This window comes from Enterococcus asini ATCC 700915, from assembly GCF_000407365.1.
GTDB classification, from domain to species: domain Bacteria; phylum Bacillota; class Bacilli; order Lactobacillales; family Enterococcaceae; genus Enterococcus_C; species Enterococcus_C asini.
In genome coordinates, this window is the sequence record NZ_ASVU01000001.1 from 1,897,488 (window position 1) to 1,912,990 (window position 15,503).

Consider the following 15,503-nt stretch of genomic DNA (forward strand, 5'->3'; position numbering starts at 1 on the left):
TTGACTAACAAAAGGATAAGTTGTAGTTTTAGTTTAGTAAGATAAAGGAGCGAAAAAATCATGAGAAAATTTTTGTATGCGGACAAGTTCTTTATGAATTCGGCTACCCGAGGCCCTGGTTACTTGGAAATCGTGGAAGGTAAGTTTGGTGCTTACACCAAAGAATTACCAGCAGGAGACCATGAAGTCATCGACAAGAGTGGTTCTTGGATTGCCCCTGGTTTAGTGGACACTCATATTCATGGGTACAAAAACCATGACGTCATGGACAATGATGCAGAAGGCTTGAAAGTCATGTCAGATGGCTTGTTGGAATGTGGGGTAACTTCTTATTTGCCAACTACTTTGACGTCTAGTAAAGAACGTTTGAAAGATGTAGCAGCGACGATTGCTTCTGTCAAAGACGAAGTCACTGGGGCGAAGATTCAAGGGATTTACTTTGAAGGACCTTTCTTCACGGAAGAACACAAAGGGGCGCAAAATCCAATTTATTTTGGTGATCCCGACTTGGATACCTTCCATGAATGGCAAGATGCTGCCCAAGGCTTAATCAAAAAAATCGCTTTGGCACCGGAACGTAAAGGTGTGAAAGAATTCGTCTCGACTGTGACAAAAGAAGGCGTAGTGGTTTCTTTAGGCCACAGTAACGCCACTTTGGAAGAAGCAGAAGAAGCAGTGGAGGCTGGCGCCAGCGTCTTTGTTCATGCTTACAACGGTATGCGAGGCTTGAACCATCGGGAACCTGGGATGGTAGGTGCTTTGTTGAGCTTGCAACACGTCTTTTCCGAATTGATTTGTGATGGACACCATGTTCACCCACAAGCAGCGGAAATCCTAATGGAAAAAGCTGGTCACGATCACGTGGCGTTGATTACCGACTGTATGATGGCCGGGGGCATGCCAGACGGCGACTATATCTTAGGGGAATTCCCAGTAGTCGTAAAAGAAGGCACTGCTCGTTTGGAATCTGGTAATTTAGCCGGTTCAATTTTGAAATTAAAAGACGCAATTAAAAACGTGGTAGATTGGGGAATTGCGACGCCTGAACAAGCCATTATGATGGCTACTTGGGTACCAGCAGTCAGCTGTCACATGGACGACGCTTGTGGCTTGATCAAAGAAGGTCGGGATGCTGACTTTATCGTTTTGAATCCAGACATGACTTTGCAAGCGACTTACTTAGACGGTGCAGTCCGCTACGAAGCATAATCAACTGATGAAAACGGCGGAGCTTCTTGCTCCGTCTTTTTTTATGCTTTGAAATGATAGGACGATTCTAAGGGGATATGGTACACTTGAAGAAGAGAGAATGATTGGCGTAATGGGAGCGTGACGCCTTTTTTACAAGGCGCTTCTTTGTCAGCCACTTGAATTTGTAATCGTTATCTTTTTTGAAAGTAGGGATTCAGTTGAAGAAAAAAGCTTTGTTAAAAACCAGCTTTCGGGAGATTCGCAATTCCCCGGCCCGTTTTTTATCCATATTGACCATTATCTTTTTAGGGGTCGCCTTTTTCGTCGGAATCGGTGCCACGGGGCCGGATATGATTGCCTCGGGCCACGCGTATTTTAAAAAGCAAAAACTGGCAGATTTATCAGTGATGTCCAGTCTAGGCTTGACGGATAAGGATTTATCCTTGGTGAGTGAAACGGAAGAAGTGCAATCCGCTCAAGGACAGTATTTACTAGACCTGGAGTTGGCTGACACCAATCAAGTGATTCGCTTTTTTGGCTACGATGAGGCTGACAAGCTAAATCAGTATGTGGTAACTTCGGGTAAATTGCCGGAAAAAGCCGATGAAATCGCCTTAGATCAGCTGGCGGAGCACAATGGGGACTACAAGTTAGGGGACACGTTTACTATTGGAAGCCAAGACGATCTGCCGAAACAGTTGAAAACCCATGAGTTTAAAGTGGTAGGTTTTGTGAATTCCCCGGAATATATCGAAAATCTTACCCGCGGCAATACCAATGTAGGCTCCGGGAGCATTGATTATTTTGCAGTGGTTCCTGCCAATCAGTTTGATATGGATGTGTACAGCCGTATTCTCGTAACCTTTAAAAAAGATAAGACGGAGACGACTTATTATGACGCCTATGAAAAACGAGTGAAAAAAGGCCAAAAAGCGTTGGAGAAAGTGCTGCAAGATCGACCGCAAGAGCGCATCAACGAAGTTCGCGCCGCCGCTCAGGAGCAATTGGATAAGGCTACGGCGGAAATTGCTGCTGGGGAGAAAGCACTGGATGACGGGGCTAGCCAGCTAGATGACGCGTATCAACAGATCACTGCCGGCAAAGCTGAACTAGCCACCAAACGCCAAGAGCTAAAAGATCAGATTGCCGCCGGGAAAACGGCCTTAGATCAAGGAGAAGTCGAGCTCAATCAGCAGGCTCAAGCACTAGAAGAACAAAAGAAAACCCTCGCCAGTGGCCAAGAACAGTTGGAGCAGGCTAAGAAACAAGCGGAGGAGTTAAAAGAACAAACAAAAGATATGGACAAGCTAAAAACTTCCGTGAAAGATCTGGAAAGCTTACAAAAAGCACTGAATGATCTGATGGGGAGTTTGAAGGCAGTAGCCGAGTCTGATGATTTAGCGCAGGCTATCGGTGCCAGCACCGCCGCGTGGCAGACGGCGAGTGAGTCCTTACCGGATGAGTCCTTAAAGCAAGCTCTGCAAAGTCTGACGCCAGAAAGCACCAAAGAAGAAGTACTAGCCGTGGCTTCTGCCAGTGAAAAGGCCGCCAAGGATACGGAAAGCCAGAAAAACGAACTGCAACAACAGCTAACCGAGCTGGAAAAGGCCCAAGAACAGCTGTCTCCAGAGGCCCTGGCTACCCAAGAAGAGCAGTTAAAAGCTGCCCAGGACCAACTGGCCCAAGGAGAAGCAGCCATTGCGAGCGGCCGCCAAGAAATTACCGATAAACGCAATGCCTTAGCCAGTCAAGAACAAGCAGGAAACGACGCTTTGGATGCAGCAGAAGCGGAATTAGCCGATAAGGAAGCCTTGTATCACGAAAATGTCGACAAGTACCAAGAAGAAACCAGTAAAAATATGCCAAAATTGTTGGACGCTCAGCAACAGTTGGAAAATCAAAAGCGACAGTTAGCCGAATTAGAACCGGAAGATTACATTTTTTCTGATCGCAATGACAACCCAGGATATACGGAGTTCAAACAAAACGCGGATCGGATTTCCTCCTTGGCGACGGTTTTCCCCATCATCTTTTTCTTAATCGCAGCTTTGGTCAGTCTGACGACCATGAGCCGTATGGTGGAAGAAAAACGTGGCGAAATCGGAACTTTCCGTGCTCTAGGTTATAAAAACCGGGAAATCGCAGTGAAATTTCTCCTTTATGCGGCGATTGCCGGGATTTTGGGAAGCGTGGCCGGACTGGCACTGGGCTTCTACTTATTCCCGTCTATTATCATCAATGCTTATGGGGCCTTGTACAACTTCTCCGATTTCACCACGCCTTGGTACGTTTCTTACAGCGTGATTGGGGTGTTGGTCGCATTACTGTGTACCGTAGGGATTACCTTCGTTACATTGCGGATCGATTTGTTCAGTACGCCAGCAGCGCTTTTACGACCGAAAGCACCAAAATCCGGAAAAAGGGTCTGGTTGGAGCGGATTAAGCCGCTTTGGAGCCGTTTAAGTTTTATTCGCAAGGTCACGGTGCGGAATCTTTTCCGCTATAAGTCGCGGATGTTTATGACGATTTTCGGGATTGCCGGCTGTACGTCCATGATTGTTACCGGATTTGGTTTACGGGGTTCCATTGGGGACATGGTGCCTTTACAGTTTGAAAAGCTTTGGCGCTATCAAGCCGTGGTGACCTTTGAAGATGGGATTACCGATGAAAACCGAACTGCCTATCATGAAGCGTTAGACGAGTTGGAGCATTTCGATAAGAGTTTAGGGGTGGCCTCTGATACTTTGACCATGTCGGGCAAAGGACAAACCACTCAAGACGTCTCGGTGTACCTACCGGAGACTACGGAGAATCTAGGGGACTTCGTTCTTTTCAATAATCGAAAAACCGGCGAAGTGTATCAATTGACCGATGAAGGAGCAATCATCGACGAAAAACTAGCAGATCTTTTCCATGTGAAACCTGGGGATACCATTACCTTAACTTCTGCGGACAAGGAAGACTTCCAGCTGAAAGTCGCTCATATTGCAGAAAACTATACGGGACATTTCGCTTATTTATCAAAAAATTACTACCAGGAAGTTTTTCAAAAGGAACCGAGCTTTAATAGCGAATTTCTCCTCTTTGATCAAAATTTGACCAAAGCGGAAGAAAAAGCGGTGACTACGACTTTAATGGAACAAAATCAAGTCATCAATGTCAGCTTTTTGTCCGCAGCTTCCAATGAGCTAAAAGACACCATGGGGATTTTGACCATCGTCGTTTGGGTCTTGATTATTTCCGCCGGGTTACTGGCCTTTATCGTCTTGTACAATTTGAACAATATCAATATCTCCGAGCGGATTCGCGAGTTGTCCACGATTAAGGTTTTAGGTTTTTACGACAATGAAGTGACCATGTACATCTATCGGGAGAATATCTTCTTGACGATTGTGGGGATCATTGTCGGGCTGGTTTTAGGTTATTTTGAACACCTCTACGTGTTGACCACGGTGGAGTTGGATATCTTGATGTTTTCACCGGCATTGCATTGGCAAAGCTATGGCTATGCCAGTCTGATTACCATCTTCTTCGCCCTAGTGGTAGGAATCGTGATCTACTTCAAGTTGAAGAAAATCGATATGATTGAAGCACTAAAATTAAATGAATAAGGAGTGGGGAGTATGTCAGTGGGAGAAGCAGCTATGGTGACGGTTGTCGCCATGGGGATTGTTTTCGTGGTACTACTGTGTCTGTGGGGGGCACTGGAGTTGATTCACAAAGTCGTGGGTAAAGGGGGGACTCACGATGGGTGAAATTATTCGCAATATGGTTGAGACCTCAGGCTTTGCGGGGCTGACTTGGCGTCACGGGGTCATGATCGTCATCGCCCTGATCTTTTTGTACTTGGCAATCTTTAAGGAATACGAGCCTTATCTGTTGATTCCAATTTCTTTTGGGATTTTATTGGTGAATTTGCCTTTTACGGGAATTTTTTCAGGCCCTAGTGCAGCGGAACCTGGGGGCTTATTGTACTATTTGTATCAAGGGACGAATTTAGGGATTTATCCCCCATTGATTTTCTTATGTTTAGGAGCCGCCACGGATTTCGGGCCATTGATCGCCAATCCAAAGACTTTGCTACTTGGAGCGGCAGCTCAATTTGGAATTTTTGCCGCATTTTTCGGGGCAATCGCTTTGGGGATGACAGGCTTGGAAGCCGCTGCGGTGGGGATTATCGGCGGGGCGGATGGACCCACGGCGATTTATCTGACCACGCGACTGGCGCCTCATTTGCTTAGTGTGATTGCCATTGCGGCTTATTCGTATATGGCGCTAGTTCCGATTATTCAGCCGCCGATTATCAATGCTCTGACTACCACAGAAGAGCGGAAAATCAAGATGAGTATGCAACGGGCGGTCACTAAGAAAGAACGCATTTTGTTTCCAATTTTTGCCACGATTTTCGTAGCTTTGGTGGTGCCTAGTGCAACTACCTTAGTAGGCTGTTTGATGTTGGGAAATTTGATTCGAGAATCTCAGGTGGTGCCAAAATTGACGGAAACTTTGCAAAACGCCATGATGTACATTGTGACTATTTTGCTGGGATTGACGGTGGGAGCCAAAGCGGAAGCCGAAATTTTCCTTTCCGTGACCTCTTTAAAAATCGTAGTCATGGGTTTGTGCGCCTTTGCAATCGGTACAGCTTCTGGGGTCTTGTTTGGCAAACTCATGTGCAAGCTGACCAAGGGGCAAATTAATCCCATGATTGGGGCAGCGGGAGTGTCCGCCGTTCCTATGGCCGCACGAGTGGTGCACAAAGAAGGCTTGAAAAATGACCCCTCGAATTATCTTTTGATGCATGCTATGGGCCCAAATGTGGCGGGAATTATCGGTTCGGCTGTTGCGGCCGGAGTGTTACTAGCGTATTTCCAATAACAAGCCAAAAAAACTTCTCCGAAAAAGGGAGAAGTTTTTTTGGTTACTTTTTTGATGGGTCCTTAGGCTCTTGGTCTTGGATTTTTTCCTGAACTTCGGCCAATAGTTCTTGCAGTTTCTCTTCTTTTTCTTTCAAAATTGCTAAGTCTTCCGTCAACGCTTCTTCTTTTTCTTGCTCTGGTGGTCGGATTAAGAAATTCAATAAAATCGCCACGGTAGTCCCGATAAAAGTGTCGGCCACTCGTTGTAAGGCGTAGAGGATGGATTCACTTTTGTCCAAACTCAAAGCAATCAACAGCATGGTAGCAATGGCAGAGACAATGCCGGCGTTGTTATTGATGCCATCGGAAAAAATGATGATAACGGCAACCAGTGCCGGAAGCAAGAAGAGTTGTACGAGAAAATTATTGTGAAAAAACTGACTGACAAAGAAGTAGAAAATAGCAAACAGGCCACCAAGGGTATTTCCTAATATCCGGGAACGGCCAAAGGAGACGGAAGTGGTCAAATCTTGGCGCAGGGAAAAGACCGCGGCTAAAGCGGCAATCATCGGGGCGCCCCGATTCGTGATATGGAATAAGAAGATGCAAATCATGACGGCCAAAGCAGTCTTCATAGTGCGCATCCCAATCCGAAAACGGCCAAAGCGCATTGTTTTTCCTCCTTATCTCCTAGGGACAAAACGGACAAGAAAGTGGTCATTAGTATCAGTTGGATTAGTGGTAAGTAGCAAAGTACAAGCTAGTTTTTCTTTGCAGCCCAGGCTTGTTGCATTTGATCCATGATTGCAGTGGCTTGATGAGTCCAAACCAAGGACTGATTCTGCGCTCCTTCAATTGTGGCAATCATAGTAGCAATCTCATAATTCAAGGCTTGACCAGTACTACCACTTTCGATGACTTCTTTGCTGCCATCGGTGAAGACGATTTCGGCTTTGTCGCCTCGAGGGTATTCCGGAACTGTAATATAGCCTTTTTCGTAAGCCACGATGCCGATTTTTGGCATTTTCGCTTGGAAAGACAGCGTGACTGCGGCCATTTCTCCCACTGGATTTTGCAAGATCGTAATGGATTGCTCGTCTACCCCGGTGGAAAAAGGCTGCATTTGGCTGGCAATGACCGTGGGAGCTTCACTCATAAAGCGAGTGGCAAAACTCACGGCGTAGGTCCCGATATCCAAAAGGGAACCTCCGGCTAAATCTGGATTGAAAAAACGATTCGTGGGGTCGGGTTCTTTGTAACTGCCAAAGGGTGCTTGAATCATTTTCAGTTTACCCAGACGACCACTAGTGGCAATGGCGGTTAATTGTTGGTAAAGGGGCATGTTGAAAATGGTCATGGCTTCTTGGAGGATCAAGCTTTTCGCCTCTGCCAGTGCCATTAAGGTTTCTAATTCCGCTAAGTTTAAGGTAATGGCCTTTTCGCAAAGCACGTGTTTGCCTGCTTCTAAGGCCTTTTTGATGTAGTCAAAGTGGAAGCGATTGGGCACAGCCACATAGACGATGTCCACTTGTTCGTCATGTAAAAGTTCTTCGTAGTTCCCGTATGCGTGGGGAATGTTATATTCGGTTGCAAAGTGCTTCGCCGTTTCCTGATTGCGGGAGCAGACGGCGTAAAGGGTACTGTGTTCCTCATGAAAGCCTAGGGCAAATTGTTGTGCGATTTCACCGGTACCGGCAATCGCCCAGTTGTAGTTCGTCATAGTAAAGCTCCTTTCCCGTTCTTAGTATCAGTGTAGCAATCCTTAAGAAAAATTGAAAGTTCTAGAGCTGTTAGTGGTTTTCCTAATGGTTTATCAGTACAATGAAAGAGAGTTTCCTTTGGCTTAAAAGCCGAAGAACAGAGCGGAAAAAATAAGCGAAGAAATGAGTTGAGCAGGATGCATGATGTCTACATTGAGATCTTAGTAATGACGATTAAAGAACAGTATATCGGCGAAAAGACCTTTTATGAAGGGGTCTTGAATCTGGATGAGAGCACTTGGGAACAATGGAAACAAGGCAACTACAGCCTATCCGGTGAACAATCCCAGCAAATCAAAAACCTGTTTAGTGATTATGAATGGATGCTTTTGCAAAAGATTTTGCGGCAGACCATTATTTTTCCAGAAAAACGGACCGGTGCGATTCAAGAGTATCGCCAAATGAAGACACGGATTGCTCAAGCTTGGTTAAAAGCCGACTTGGCAGAAGTATCCGTGAAACAAGAAGAAAATCATAACGCCCAATTCGTGGCGGTAAAAGTAATTGTCAATTACGGCAAGTGGGGCTATGACGATGTGTTAAGCTTCCGTTTGCCAGCCAAGATCCAACAACAAATTGAAAAAGAACATGTGGCATTGTTGGATTGGTTACATGACAATTTAGAGGAGACGTATTTAGAAAATGGTAGTTGAGGCAAAAAATCGCCGAAAAATTATTACAGCATTTTTCGTATTTGCAAGTGTACCCACTGTGTGGTTCTTTTATGAAGCATTACTTCCGCAACATGAATCGGCAGCAGAAGTGTTACCCGTAATTGAAATCAAGAGCACCGGAGAATCCTTACCCACCGATTTTGCGATTCCTTGGGGAACGGAGTCTCAAAAATCAGCACCAAAGACGAATTCAGAAAATGAAACGAAAAAGATAGGCGCGGCACCTACCGATTTTCCTAAAATCAACAGTAACGACTGGCGCCTTTTATTAGTCGGACCAGACCATCCTTTAAATCAAGAAATCGATGCCAATCAACTTACAGAAGTGGCTCCCGGGGAAAAACTCGACAAGCGAGTCGCGGGGGATTATCAAAAGATGAAAGATGCCGCCAAACAAGCTGGCATTGTCATTACGGAAATCTCTGGCTATCGTTCCATTGCGGATCAACAAGTCGTCTTCAACGAGAAATTTCAACGAATGAAAGCACAAGGGATGACGGATCAGGAAGCCAAAGCTGCGACTATGACCGATATGACCGAACCTGGATACAGTGAGCATCACACTGGACTGGCCATGGACGTGGTGGACGAGTCTTGGTTAGCCTCAGGGCCGGCCTGGACTTTATCGGAAGACTACGGCAAGACTGCAGGAGGCAAGTGGTTAGCCGAGCACAGCAAAGAGTACGGTTTTGTCATTCGCTATCCGGCGAATAAGACCGACTTGACCAAAATCACATACGAGCCTTGGCATCTGCGCTATGTGGGGCAAGAAGTCGCTGAGTATATGACGAAAAATGACCTGTGCTTAGAAGAGTTTGTCCAAGAAGTAAAAGAATGGGGGGCCTATGACAGTCAGACGCTATCACAAGAAAACTAAAAAAATGAATCTCCCTTTGGTACTCACAGGCCTACTTTTGATTGGGGTGGCCTTTGTCTTCTCTTTGGTGACTTTGGCTGATTCATCGGGCAATCAAGAAGCACAAGAAAGCCAAAATATGAGTCGCCAAGAATTTATCGAAACCCTTGTCCCTTATACCCAAGAGCTTCAGGCCGGTTATGGCGTTTTACCGAGTATCATCATTGGGCAGGCTTGCTTGGAATCTAATTTTGGTCAGAGTACCTTAGCCAGTACCTACAACAATCTCTTTGGTGTAAAGGCCTATGGGGATCAAGACAAAGTGAATTTGGAAACCCAAGAGTATTTGGAAGGACGCTGGGTAACCGTTAAAGGAGATTTTCGAGTCTATCCATCATGGGAGGCTTCCATGGAAGATCACACGCAACTTTTTGTCAACGGCGTGGACTGGGATCGACATAAGTACGAACCGGTTTTACAAGCTAAAAGCTACCAAGAAGCAGCCCAAGCTCTCCAAAAGGCAGGGTATGCGACAGATCCTACATATGCTGATAAAATAATCGCTATGATTGAGCAGTACCAGTTACATCGCTTTGACTGATTGAAATAATTGTAAGGATGTGATTCCATGAAAAGAGAGACACCGGAAATCATGACAGATTTGCGTAAGGACATCGTGCGAGTACCCCAGGTTATCCGTCAAGCAAGTGGTATTTCGATTTTTGGTCGCAAAATTCGCTCCATTATCTTTACCACGGATATCGCGATTATCCGCAATACGGATGCGGATGCGGTGATTGCCGTGTACCCTTTTACGCCTCACCCAGCGATTACCAAAAGCATTATTGAAGCCGCGGATATTCCCGTCTTTTCTGGAGTAGGCGGAGGTTTAACGCAAGGCAACCGCTCCTCTTATATGAGTATGTTTGCCGAAAGTCAGGGTTCGATCGGAGTCGTATTGAATGCACCCACTCCTGTGGAAACAGTGAAAATGGTGGCAGAAGTGGTGGACATTCCCGTAGTTAGTACCGTGACTTCCACCTTAACGCCGATTGAAGAAAAACTAGAAGCTGGTGTGAAAATCATCAATATCTCTGCCGGTTCTCGTACGGCAGAAACGGTGAATTTCTTCCGACTGCAATATCCCGACTTACCCATCATCGCTACCGGTGGCCCTTCAGAAAAGAGCATTTTAGAAACCATTGAAGCCGGTGCCAATGCCATCACCTATACCCCGCCTTCCAATGGGGAACTTTTCCGCCGTAAGATGGAACACTACCGCAAAGAAGAACAGGGGCAATCGGATAGCTGATTTTTCACATTTTATTAAATCAAGACAGTTAGGTTTTTTACCTAGCTGTTTTTTTTGCGTTTAGTCAAACCTCGCAACCGACTAAAAATATGGGGCGCTGACTAAAGGTCTAAATCAAGAGAAGCACTACAAGTATAAACTGCCGGAGGAGGATGGTCGGTAGCGATGTTATGTAAAAAAAGGAGAAAAATTCTCAAGTAAATACGGAGTATATTACTTCAAGGGGTGCAACACCGTTTAAAGATGCTGGTTATAAGAATGGAAAGAAGAAAAGGGGAAGTAAAGATGAGTAAGAAGCTGATGAAAGTAATACTGGTAGGATTGTTGCTTGTACCGTTAGTGGCAGGATTATTTGGTAGTGATATAGGAGGTTTTGCTGAAGGACCGCCTTCTGGAAAGGCTTTTGTGACCATTCATAAGAAAAAAATGACGACGAAACTAGAGTCTATTCAGAATACTGGGAATATCATGAGCGAATTTAGTCAGTATGATGGTCTAGAGGATGTCGCATATACAGTTTATAACGTTTCTGCAGAGTTCTATGCACTCCTAAAAACTATTAATTCAAGTACGGATAAATATTACACGCGCACAGAAGCAATCGACGAGATGCAAAAAATTGTCCCTATTTCAGAGGATACCCGTTTAGTAGCCACCGAGATAACTAACGCAAATGGTGAATTCACCATGACTTTGGACAAAAAAATTGCTACTGAAGAAGGTGGAAAAGATGCGATTTATCTTTTCGTGGAAACACCAAAGCCAGGTGTGACTATTGCGGAAAATATGGTTTTGGCTTTTCCAGTCTATCAATTGGACAGTGAGGATAATGATACGGACAATGAGCTCTCTCATATTCACTTATATCCAAAAAATGTTGTTAGTACCGCCGGACGACTGACGATTTTAAAAAAAGGTACGGCGGAGGAAGCTGGATTAGACGGGGCGCAGTTTATTTTGCAAAAAATAATGGATAAAGAACCCTATATAGTTACTGGAGTAAATAACGGACTCTACACATGGAGTAAACGATTTGTTGATGCTGGTGAAGAGGGAGTGAAAGAAAATGAAAGTGCTAGTATATTTGAATCAGGTAAGGAGTATTCGGTTAAAACTAACCCTGATACGGGAGTCTTTAAAATATATGACGAAGGCTCCGCAACGAGCGGCCAACTAGTTATCAATAATTTGGAAGCAGGAAATTACACCTTGGTAGAAATTAAAGCCCCAGACAATGCCGGATTAATTAATGATTATATCGAAACTGATTTTTCTATTCCGATAGATGGCACGACGCCTCTTTATATTATGAATGACACGATTATTGTCGATAAGACAATTGATCAGGCGGACCATAGTATTGGTGATTTGATTGATTATAAGATTTCATTCCGTATTCCAGATGGGATTCAAGATGTGTTGGAAAATGGGAAAAAGCGTTACGACAAAGTAGAGTTAAAAGATACTCATGACAGTTTTCTTACTTTTATCAATGATTCTGCTACAGTTACTTTGATGAGTGGGGAAGACACGATTCCTGTGACTGAAGGTAATGTTGATAATTATAAAATTATTACAGCTGACAACGGGTTTACCCTTAACTTAACAGAAGCCGGTATCTCGCAGTTAACACCAGGAGCGACGCTGACGTTCTCCTACAAAATGAAACTAAATTCGACTGCCACCCCTGACGATGGTTACAAAAATAATGCCGATGTTGTTGTGTCTGGTGATACGGATATTTTGGAAGGCAAAGACGAAGAGACCGGTTATACCGGGGGAAAACGTTTTGTAAAAATCGATGCAGACTTAGCAGAACCAGATAATAAATTGGCAGGTGCAGAGTTTGTGGTACGGGATTTGAACAACGAAAATGCCAAGTATTGGGGAATCAATCCTGAAACGAAAAAGCACGGATGGGTATCCGAATATGAAAATGCTGTTAAGTTTAAAACTGATCCGGACGGTATCATCGACATCACAGGCTTAGCATATGGTACCTACTATTTGGAAGAAACAGTAGCACCAGAGGGATATATTTTGCTTAAAGACCGCATTGAGTTTGAAGTAACAAAAGAATCTTACAAAGGGGCGAATTCTCAACTGGTAGCTCCAACAGAAGTAGTCAACAGACACAAAGGGACATTGCCTTCTACTGGGGGTATGGGGATTGTTGCCCTATTGATGTTTGGGGTGGCGGCCTTTGGTATTGCGGGCTGGTATTTCAAACGCAACGGCAAAGCTGAAGTATAAAAGTGAAAGGAAGAAGGGACATATATCATGTTGATCTATGTCCCTTATCTTTTCACAATTTTAATCAATAGGAGGAAAGCAAATGAAAAAAAACATCGGCGATATCTTGATGATCCTCCTAGTAGTAGCAGGACTGGTAGCAATACTGTATCCATTTGTAGAAGATTCATTGAATAATTTTTTGGATTATCAGATTTTGAATCATTATCAGAGAAAGGCAGATGAAAAAGCAGCTCAAGCGCAAAAAGCCGCTCACGAAAAGATGGTTGCGGAAAACGAGCGTTTGGCCAAGGAGGAGAGTGCTCCCGGTGATGATCCTTTTGACAATCCTCCAAAAGATGAAAAAAAACCTACCGTGGATTACTACAGTCAGCACACGATTGGCATCGTTAAGATTCCCAAAATTGGAGTAGAGATTCCCATTTTTGATGGGACGACAGATCTCTTTTTAAGTCGGGGTGCGGGACTTTTAGGGGGTACTTCTTATCCAGTGGGAGGTGAGAGTACTCACACGGTTATTTCGGCTCATCGGGGTTTACCGGAGGCGACGTTATTTACAGAGTTACCGGAGTTAGTAATTGGTGATCGCTTCTTTTTGGAAAACCAAACGGAAATATTGGCTTATCAAGTGGATAAAGTCAAGGTAATCGAGCCTACTGAGCTGGAAGATTTGCGAATTGTAGCTGGGGAGGACCGGGCAACCTTGATGACTTGTACGCCTTATATGATTAACAGTCACCGATTATTGGTACAAGGGCATCGAATTCCCTATGTTCCTGAAATGGCAAAAGAAATGAAAGCCGGTAAAAAGAAAAATCGCCTGCGACAGTTTTTGATGGTTGGCGGCAGTCTTCTGCTATTTATCCTGGTTACGGGTATTATTTGCCAGCGAATACGCTTGATGTTTTTACGGAGGCGGCGTTATGACTTAGCTTTTGTACTGCTTGATGATGAAAGTCAGCCCCTAGCAAATGAAACTTTTACCCTTTATTCAAAAAATGGTAGACGCCGGATGAAAAGAGAAGGCCAGGATTACCAAGTGGTCACGGATAGTGAGGGGCGAGGCTGTTTCACTCAGTTACCTGGTGCTAGTTATCAAGTTCGGCAAAAGGACTGGGGGGTTAAAGTGAAGGTCAAGAAAATCAAAGACCGATATTTCAGTTTAGTTGGAAAGAAAAACAAACAGAAAGAAAACGAAGCAATTCAAATTCACAAAAGTTAGAATTTCAGAGACATTCTCAAAAATTTTTTGAGAGTGTCTTTTTCTGGGAAGAAATTTCCTCGTTTTTGAGCAAAAAACAGGGAAGAACGAGCAGTGATTTCTTGTAAAAGAAAAGTCTTTCGCGGTACAATAGATAGAAGCTTGTTGGGAATCTTTGCCCAGTAGGAATGAAAGAAAAAGGGGGACTTGTCCTCCTTTTTAGGTTAAGAGGCGGGTTTTGCATGGTTAAATTTTTCATGAAGAAGTTTCTTTCAAAAGGCCCAGAAGGAAACCGGACGAGTGTAGGACAATTGGCTGGAGTCTTAGGCTTCTTGTCAAATGCCATTTTGTTTATTGGCAAGTTTGCCATTGGGGTCATGGCACATTCCGTCTCCATTATGGCAGACGCGATCAATTCGTTGACGGATACGATTAGCTCCGTGTTGACTTTAGTTGGCTTTAAAATTGCGGCGAAACCCGCAGACAAGGAACACCCTTATGGTCATGAGCGCTTTGAGTATATTTCGGGCTTTTTAATTTCTTTAATCATGACTTTTGTGGGCTGGCAATTTTTGCAGGCATCCTTTGAAAAGATTCTGCAACCGGAAAAAGTTAAGTTAAATTGGCTTGTTTTTGTGGTACTGCTATTGTCGATTGCCATTAAAGTCTGGCAAAGTCGGATGTATCAAAGCCTGGCACGGAGTATCCAGTCAAAAACCTTGCAAGCAACTTCTCAAGATTCACTAAATGATGTCTTGACCACAGTGGCGGTCCTTTTGTCGGCGATTGTGGAGTGGTTTACTGGCTGGCGAGTGGATGGCTACGTGGGGTTTCTGATTGCTCTGTACATTATCTATAGCGGGATTAAGATGGTGATGGAATTCATCGCTGAACTTTTAGGCCAGCGTCCCAATGAGGAAGAATTAGAGCAAATGAATGCTTTACTTGGTGAGTATCCGGAGATTTTAGGGTATCATGATTTGCTGGTGCACAATTATGGTCCGCAAAAGCGCTTTGCCTCGGTTCACATTGAAGTGGATGATCGTTGGAGTTTGAATCAAGCCCACGAAGTAATCAATCAAATTGAAAAAGATTTTTTAGAACAGTTGGATGTGAGCTTGGTCTGCCACATCGATCCTGTAGCGGTTCAAGATGCCGATTTTCAAGAAAAACGCCGTACCATTGAAGCCATTGTTGCCAATGTGGATGAGCGCTTGCGGATGCATGACTTTCGCGTGATAAATCCAGAGAGCATCAGTTTTGATTTGGTTGTACCCAAAACAGTTCAGCTCAGTGATCAAGAGTTGGCGGATACGATTCGCTTGAAGATTCATCAACGATATGGGAATCAAAAAATAGAGATTACCTTTGATCACAATTATTTGTTACCGGAGTAA

Annotated in this window: 13 protein-coding genes; 11 read left to right on the forward strand and 2 right to left on the reverse strand. The window is 44.3% G+C overall.

Translation table 11 applies throughout. The annotated features are described in order from the left end of the window. Positions 1-60 precede the first annotated feature (60 nt). The 4 genes from nagA (at position 61) to I579_RS09140 (ending at position 6,069) form a co-directional block, all read left to right on the forward strand. A complete protein-coding gene (gene nagA, locus I579_RS09125; protein WP_010753893.1) occupies positions 61-1,209 on the forward strand; it encodes an N-acetylglucosamine-6-phosphate deacetylase in 1,149 nt (382 codons plus the stop codon). A gap of 200 nt (positions 1,210-1,409) precedes the next feature. Further along, the gene (locus I579_RS09130; protein WP_010753892.1) at positions 1,410-4,802 is read left to right on the forward strand and encodes an FtsX-like permease family protein; all 3,393 of its coding nucleotides are present in this window, start codon (positions 1,410-1,412) and stop codon (positions 4,800-4,802) included. Positions 4,803-4,814: 12 nt separating this feature from the next. Beyond that, positions 4,815-4,946, forward strand: coding sequence for an OadG family protein (locus I579_RS09135; protein WP_010753891.1), 132 nt, complete (start codon positions 4,815-4,817; stop codon positions 4,944-4,946). Then, on the forward strand, positions 4,939-6,069 hold the full coding sequence (locus tag I579_RS09140) for a sodium ion-translocating decarboxylase subunit beta (RefSeq protein WP_010753890.1): 1,131 nt from the start codon (positions 4,939-4,941) through the stop codon (positions 6,067-6,069). The genes I579_RS09135 and I579_RS09140 overlap by 8 nt, the downstream gene beginning before the upstream one ends. Positions 6,070-6,112: 43 nt before the next feature. Here I579_RS09140 and I579_RS09145 read toward each other — a convergent pair whose 3' ends face one another. Both I579_RS09145 and I579_RS09150 read right to left on the reverse strand, forming a co-directional pair. Continuing rightward, the gene (locus I579_RS09145; protein WP_010753889.1) at positions 6,113-6,721 is read right to left on the reverse strand and encodes an FUSC family protein; all 609 of its coding nucleotides are present in this window, start codon (positions 6,719-6,721) and stop codon (positions 6,113-6,115) included. An 89-nt stretch (positions 6,722-6,810) separates the two neighbouring features. Next, positions 6,811-7,770, reverse strand: a complete 960-nt coding sequence (locus I579_RS09150) for a Gfo/Idh/MocA family protein (RefSeq protein WP_010753888.1) — start codon at positions 7,768-7,770, stop codon at positions 6,811-6,813. A 177-nt stretch (positions 7,771-7,947) separates the two neighbouring features. Here I579_RS09150 and I579_RS09155 point away from each other — a divergent pair, with 177 nt between their 5' ends. The 7 genes from I579_RS09155 (at position 7,948) to I579_RS09185 (ending at position 15,503) form a co-directional block, all read left to right on the forward strand. Beyond that, entirely contained in the window at positions 7,948-8,463 is a 516-nt protein-coding gene (locus I579_RS09155; protein ID WP_010753887.1) for a hypothetical protein, read from the forward strand. Beyond that, a complete protein-coding gene (locus I579_RS09160; RefSeq protein WP_010753886.1) occupies positions 8,453-9,361 on the forward strand; it encodes a M15 family metallopeptidase in 909 nt (302 codons plus the stop codon). The genes I579_RS09155 and I579_RS09160 overlap by 11 nt, the downstream gene beginning before the upstream one ends. Beyond that, the gene (locus tag I579_RS09165; RefSeq protein WP_010753885.1) at positions 9,330-9,941 is read left to right on the forward strand and encodes a glycoside hydrolase family 73 protein; all 612 of its coding nucleotides are present in this window, start codon (positions 9,330-9,332) and stop codon (positions 9,939-9,941) included. The genes I579_RS09160 and I579_RS09165 overlap by 32 nt, the downstream gene beginning before the upstream one ends. Before the next feature lie 27 nt (positions 9,942-9,968). After that, a complete protein-coding gene (locus tag I579_RS09170) occupies positions 9,969-10,652 on the forward strand; it encodes a beta/alpha barrel domain-containing protein (protein WP_010753884.1) in 684 nt (227 codons plus the stop codon). Positions 10,653-10,937: 285 nt separating this feature from the next. Continuing rightward, positions 10,938-12,905: a SpaH/EbpB family LPXTG-anchored major pilin gene (locus I579_RS09175; RefSeq protein ID WP_010753883.1), complete on the forward strand. Its 1,968-nt coding sequence runs from the start codon at positions 10,938-10,940 to the stop codon at positions 12,903-12,905. An 82-nt stretch (positions 12,906-12,987) separates the two neighbouring features. After that, positions 12,988-14,127 carry a class C sortase gene (locus tag I579_RS09180; protein ID WP_010753882.1) on the forward strand — a complete coding sequence of 380 codons (1,140 nt, stop codon included), beginning with the start codon at positions 12,988-12,990 and terminating at the stop codon, positions 14,125-14,127. A 221-nt stretch (positions 14,128-14,348) separates the two neighbouring features. After that, complete coding sequence (locus I579_RS09185; protein ID WP_010753881.1) at positions 14,349-15,503, forward strand: cation diffusion facilitator family transporter; 1,155 nt, start codon at positions 14,349-14,351, stop codon at positions 15,501-15,503.

Bases quoted from the DNA above. Each gene is read 5' to 3' on its own strand.
- I579_RS09185 (WP_010753881.1), top strand. From the start codon at position 14,349: ATGGTTAAATTTTTCATGAAGAAGTTTCTTTCAAAAGGCCCAGAAGGA.
- I579_RS09150 (WP_010753888.1), bottom strand. From the start codon at position 7,770: ATGACGAACTACAACTGGGCGATTGCCGGTACCGGTGAAATCGCACAA.
- I579_RS09135 (WP_010753891.1), top strand. From the start codon at position 4,815: ATGTCAGTGGGAGAAGCAGCTATGGTGACGGTTGTCGCCATGGGGATT.
- I579_RS09160 (WP_010753886.1), top strand. From the start codon at position 8,453: ATGGTAGTTGAGGCAAAAAATCGCCGAAAAATTATTACAGCATTTTTC.
- I579_RS09175 (WP_010753883.1), top strand. From the start codon at position 10,938: ATGAGTAAGAAGCTGATGAAAGTAATACTGGTAGGATTGTTGCTTGTA.
- I579_RS09155 (WP_010753887.1), top strand. From the start codon at position 7,948: ATGCATGATGTCTACATTGAGATCTTAGTAATGACGATTAAAGAACAG.
- I579_RS09170 (WP_010753884.1), top strand. From the start codon at position 9,969: ATGAAAAGAGAGACACCGGAAATCATGACAGATTTGCGTAAGGACATC.
- I579_RS09165 (WP_010753885.1), top strand. From the start codon at position 9,330: ATGACAGTCAGACGCTATCACAAGAAAACTAAAAAAATGAATCTCCCT.
- nagA (WP_010753893.1), top strand. From the start codon at position 61: ATGAGAAAATTTTTGTATGCGGACAAGTTCTTTATGAATTCGGCTACC.
- I579_RS09180 (WP_010753882.1), top strand. From the start codon at position 12,988: ATGAAAAAAAACATCGGCGATATCTTGATGATCCTCCTAGTAGTAGCA.
- I579_RS09140 (WP_010753890.1), top strand. From the start codon at position 4,939: ATGGGTGAAATTATTCGCAATATGGTTGAGACCTCAGGCTTTGCGGGG.
- I579_RS09145 (WP_010753889.1), bottom strand. From the start codon at position 6,721: ATGCGCTTTGGCCGTTTTCGGATTGGGATGCGCACTATGAAGACTGCT.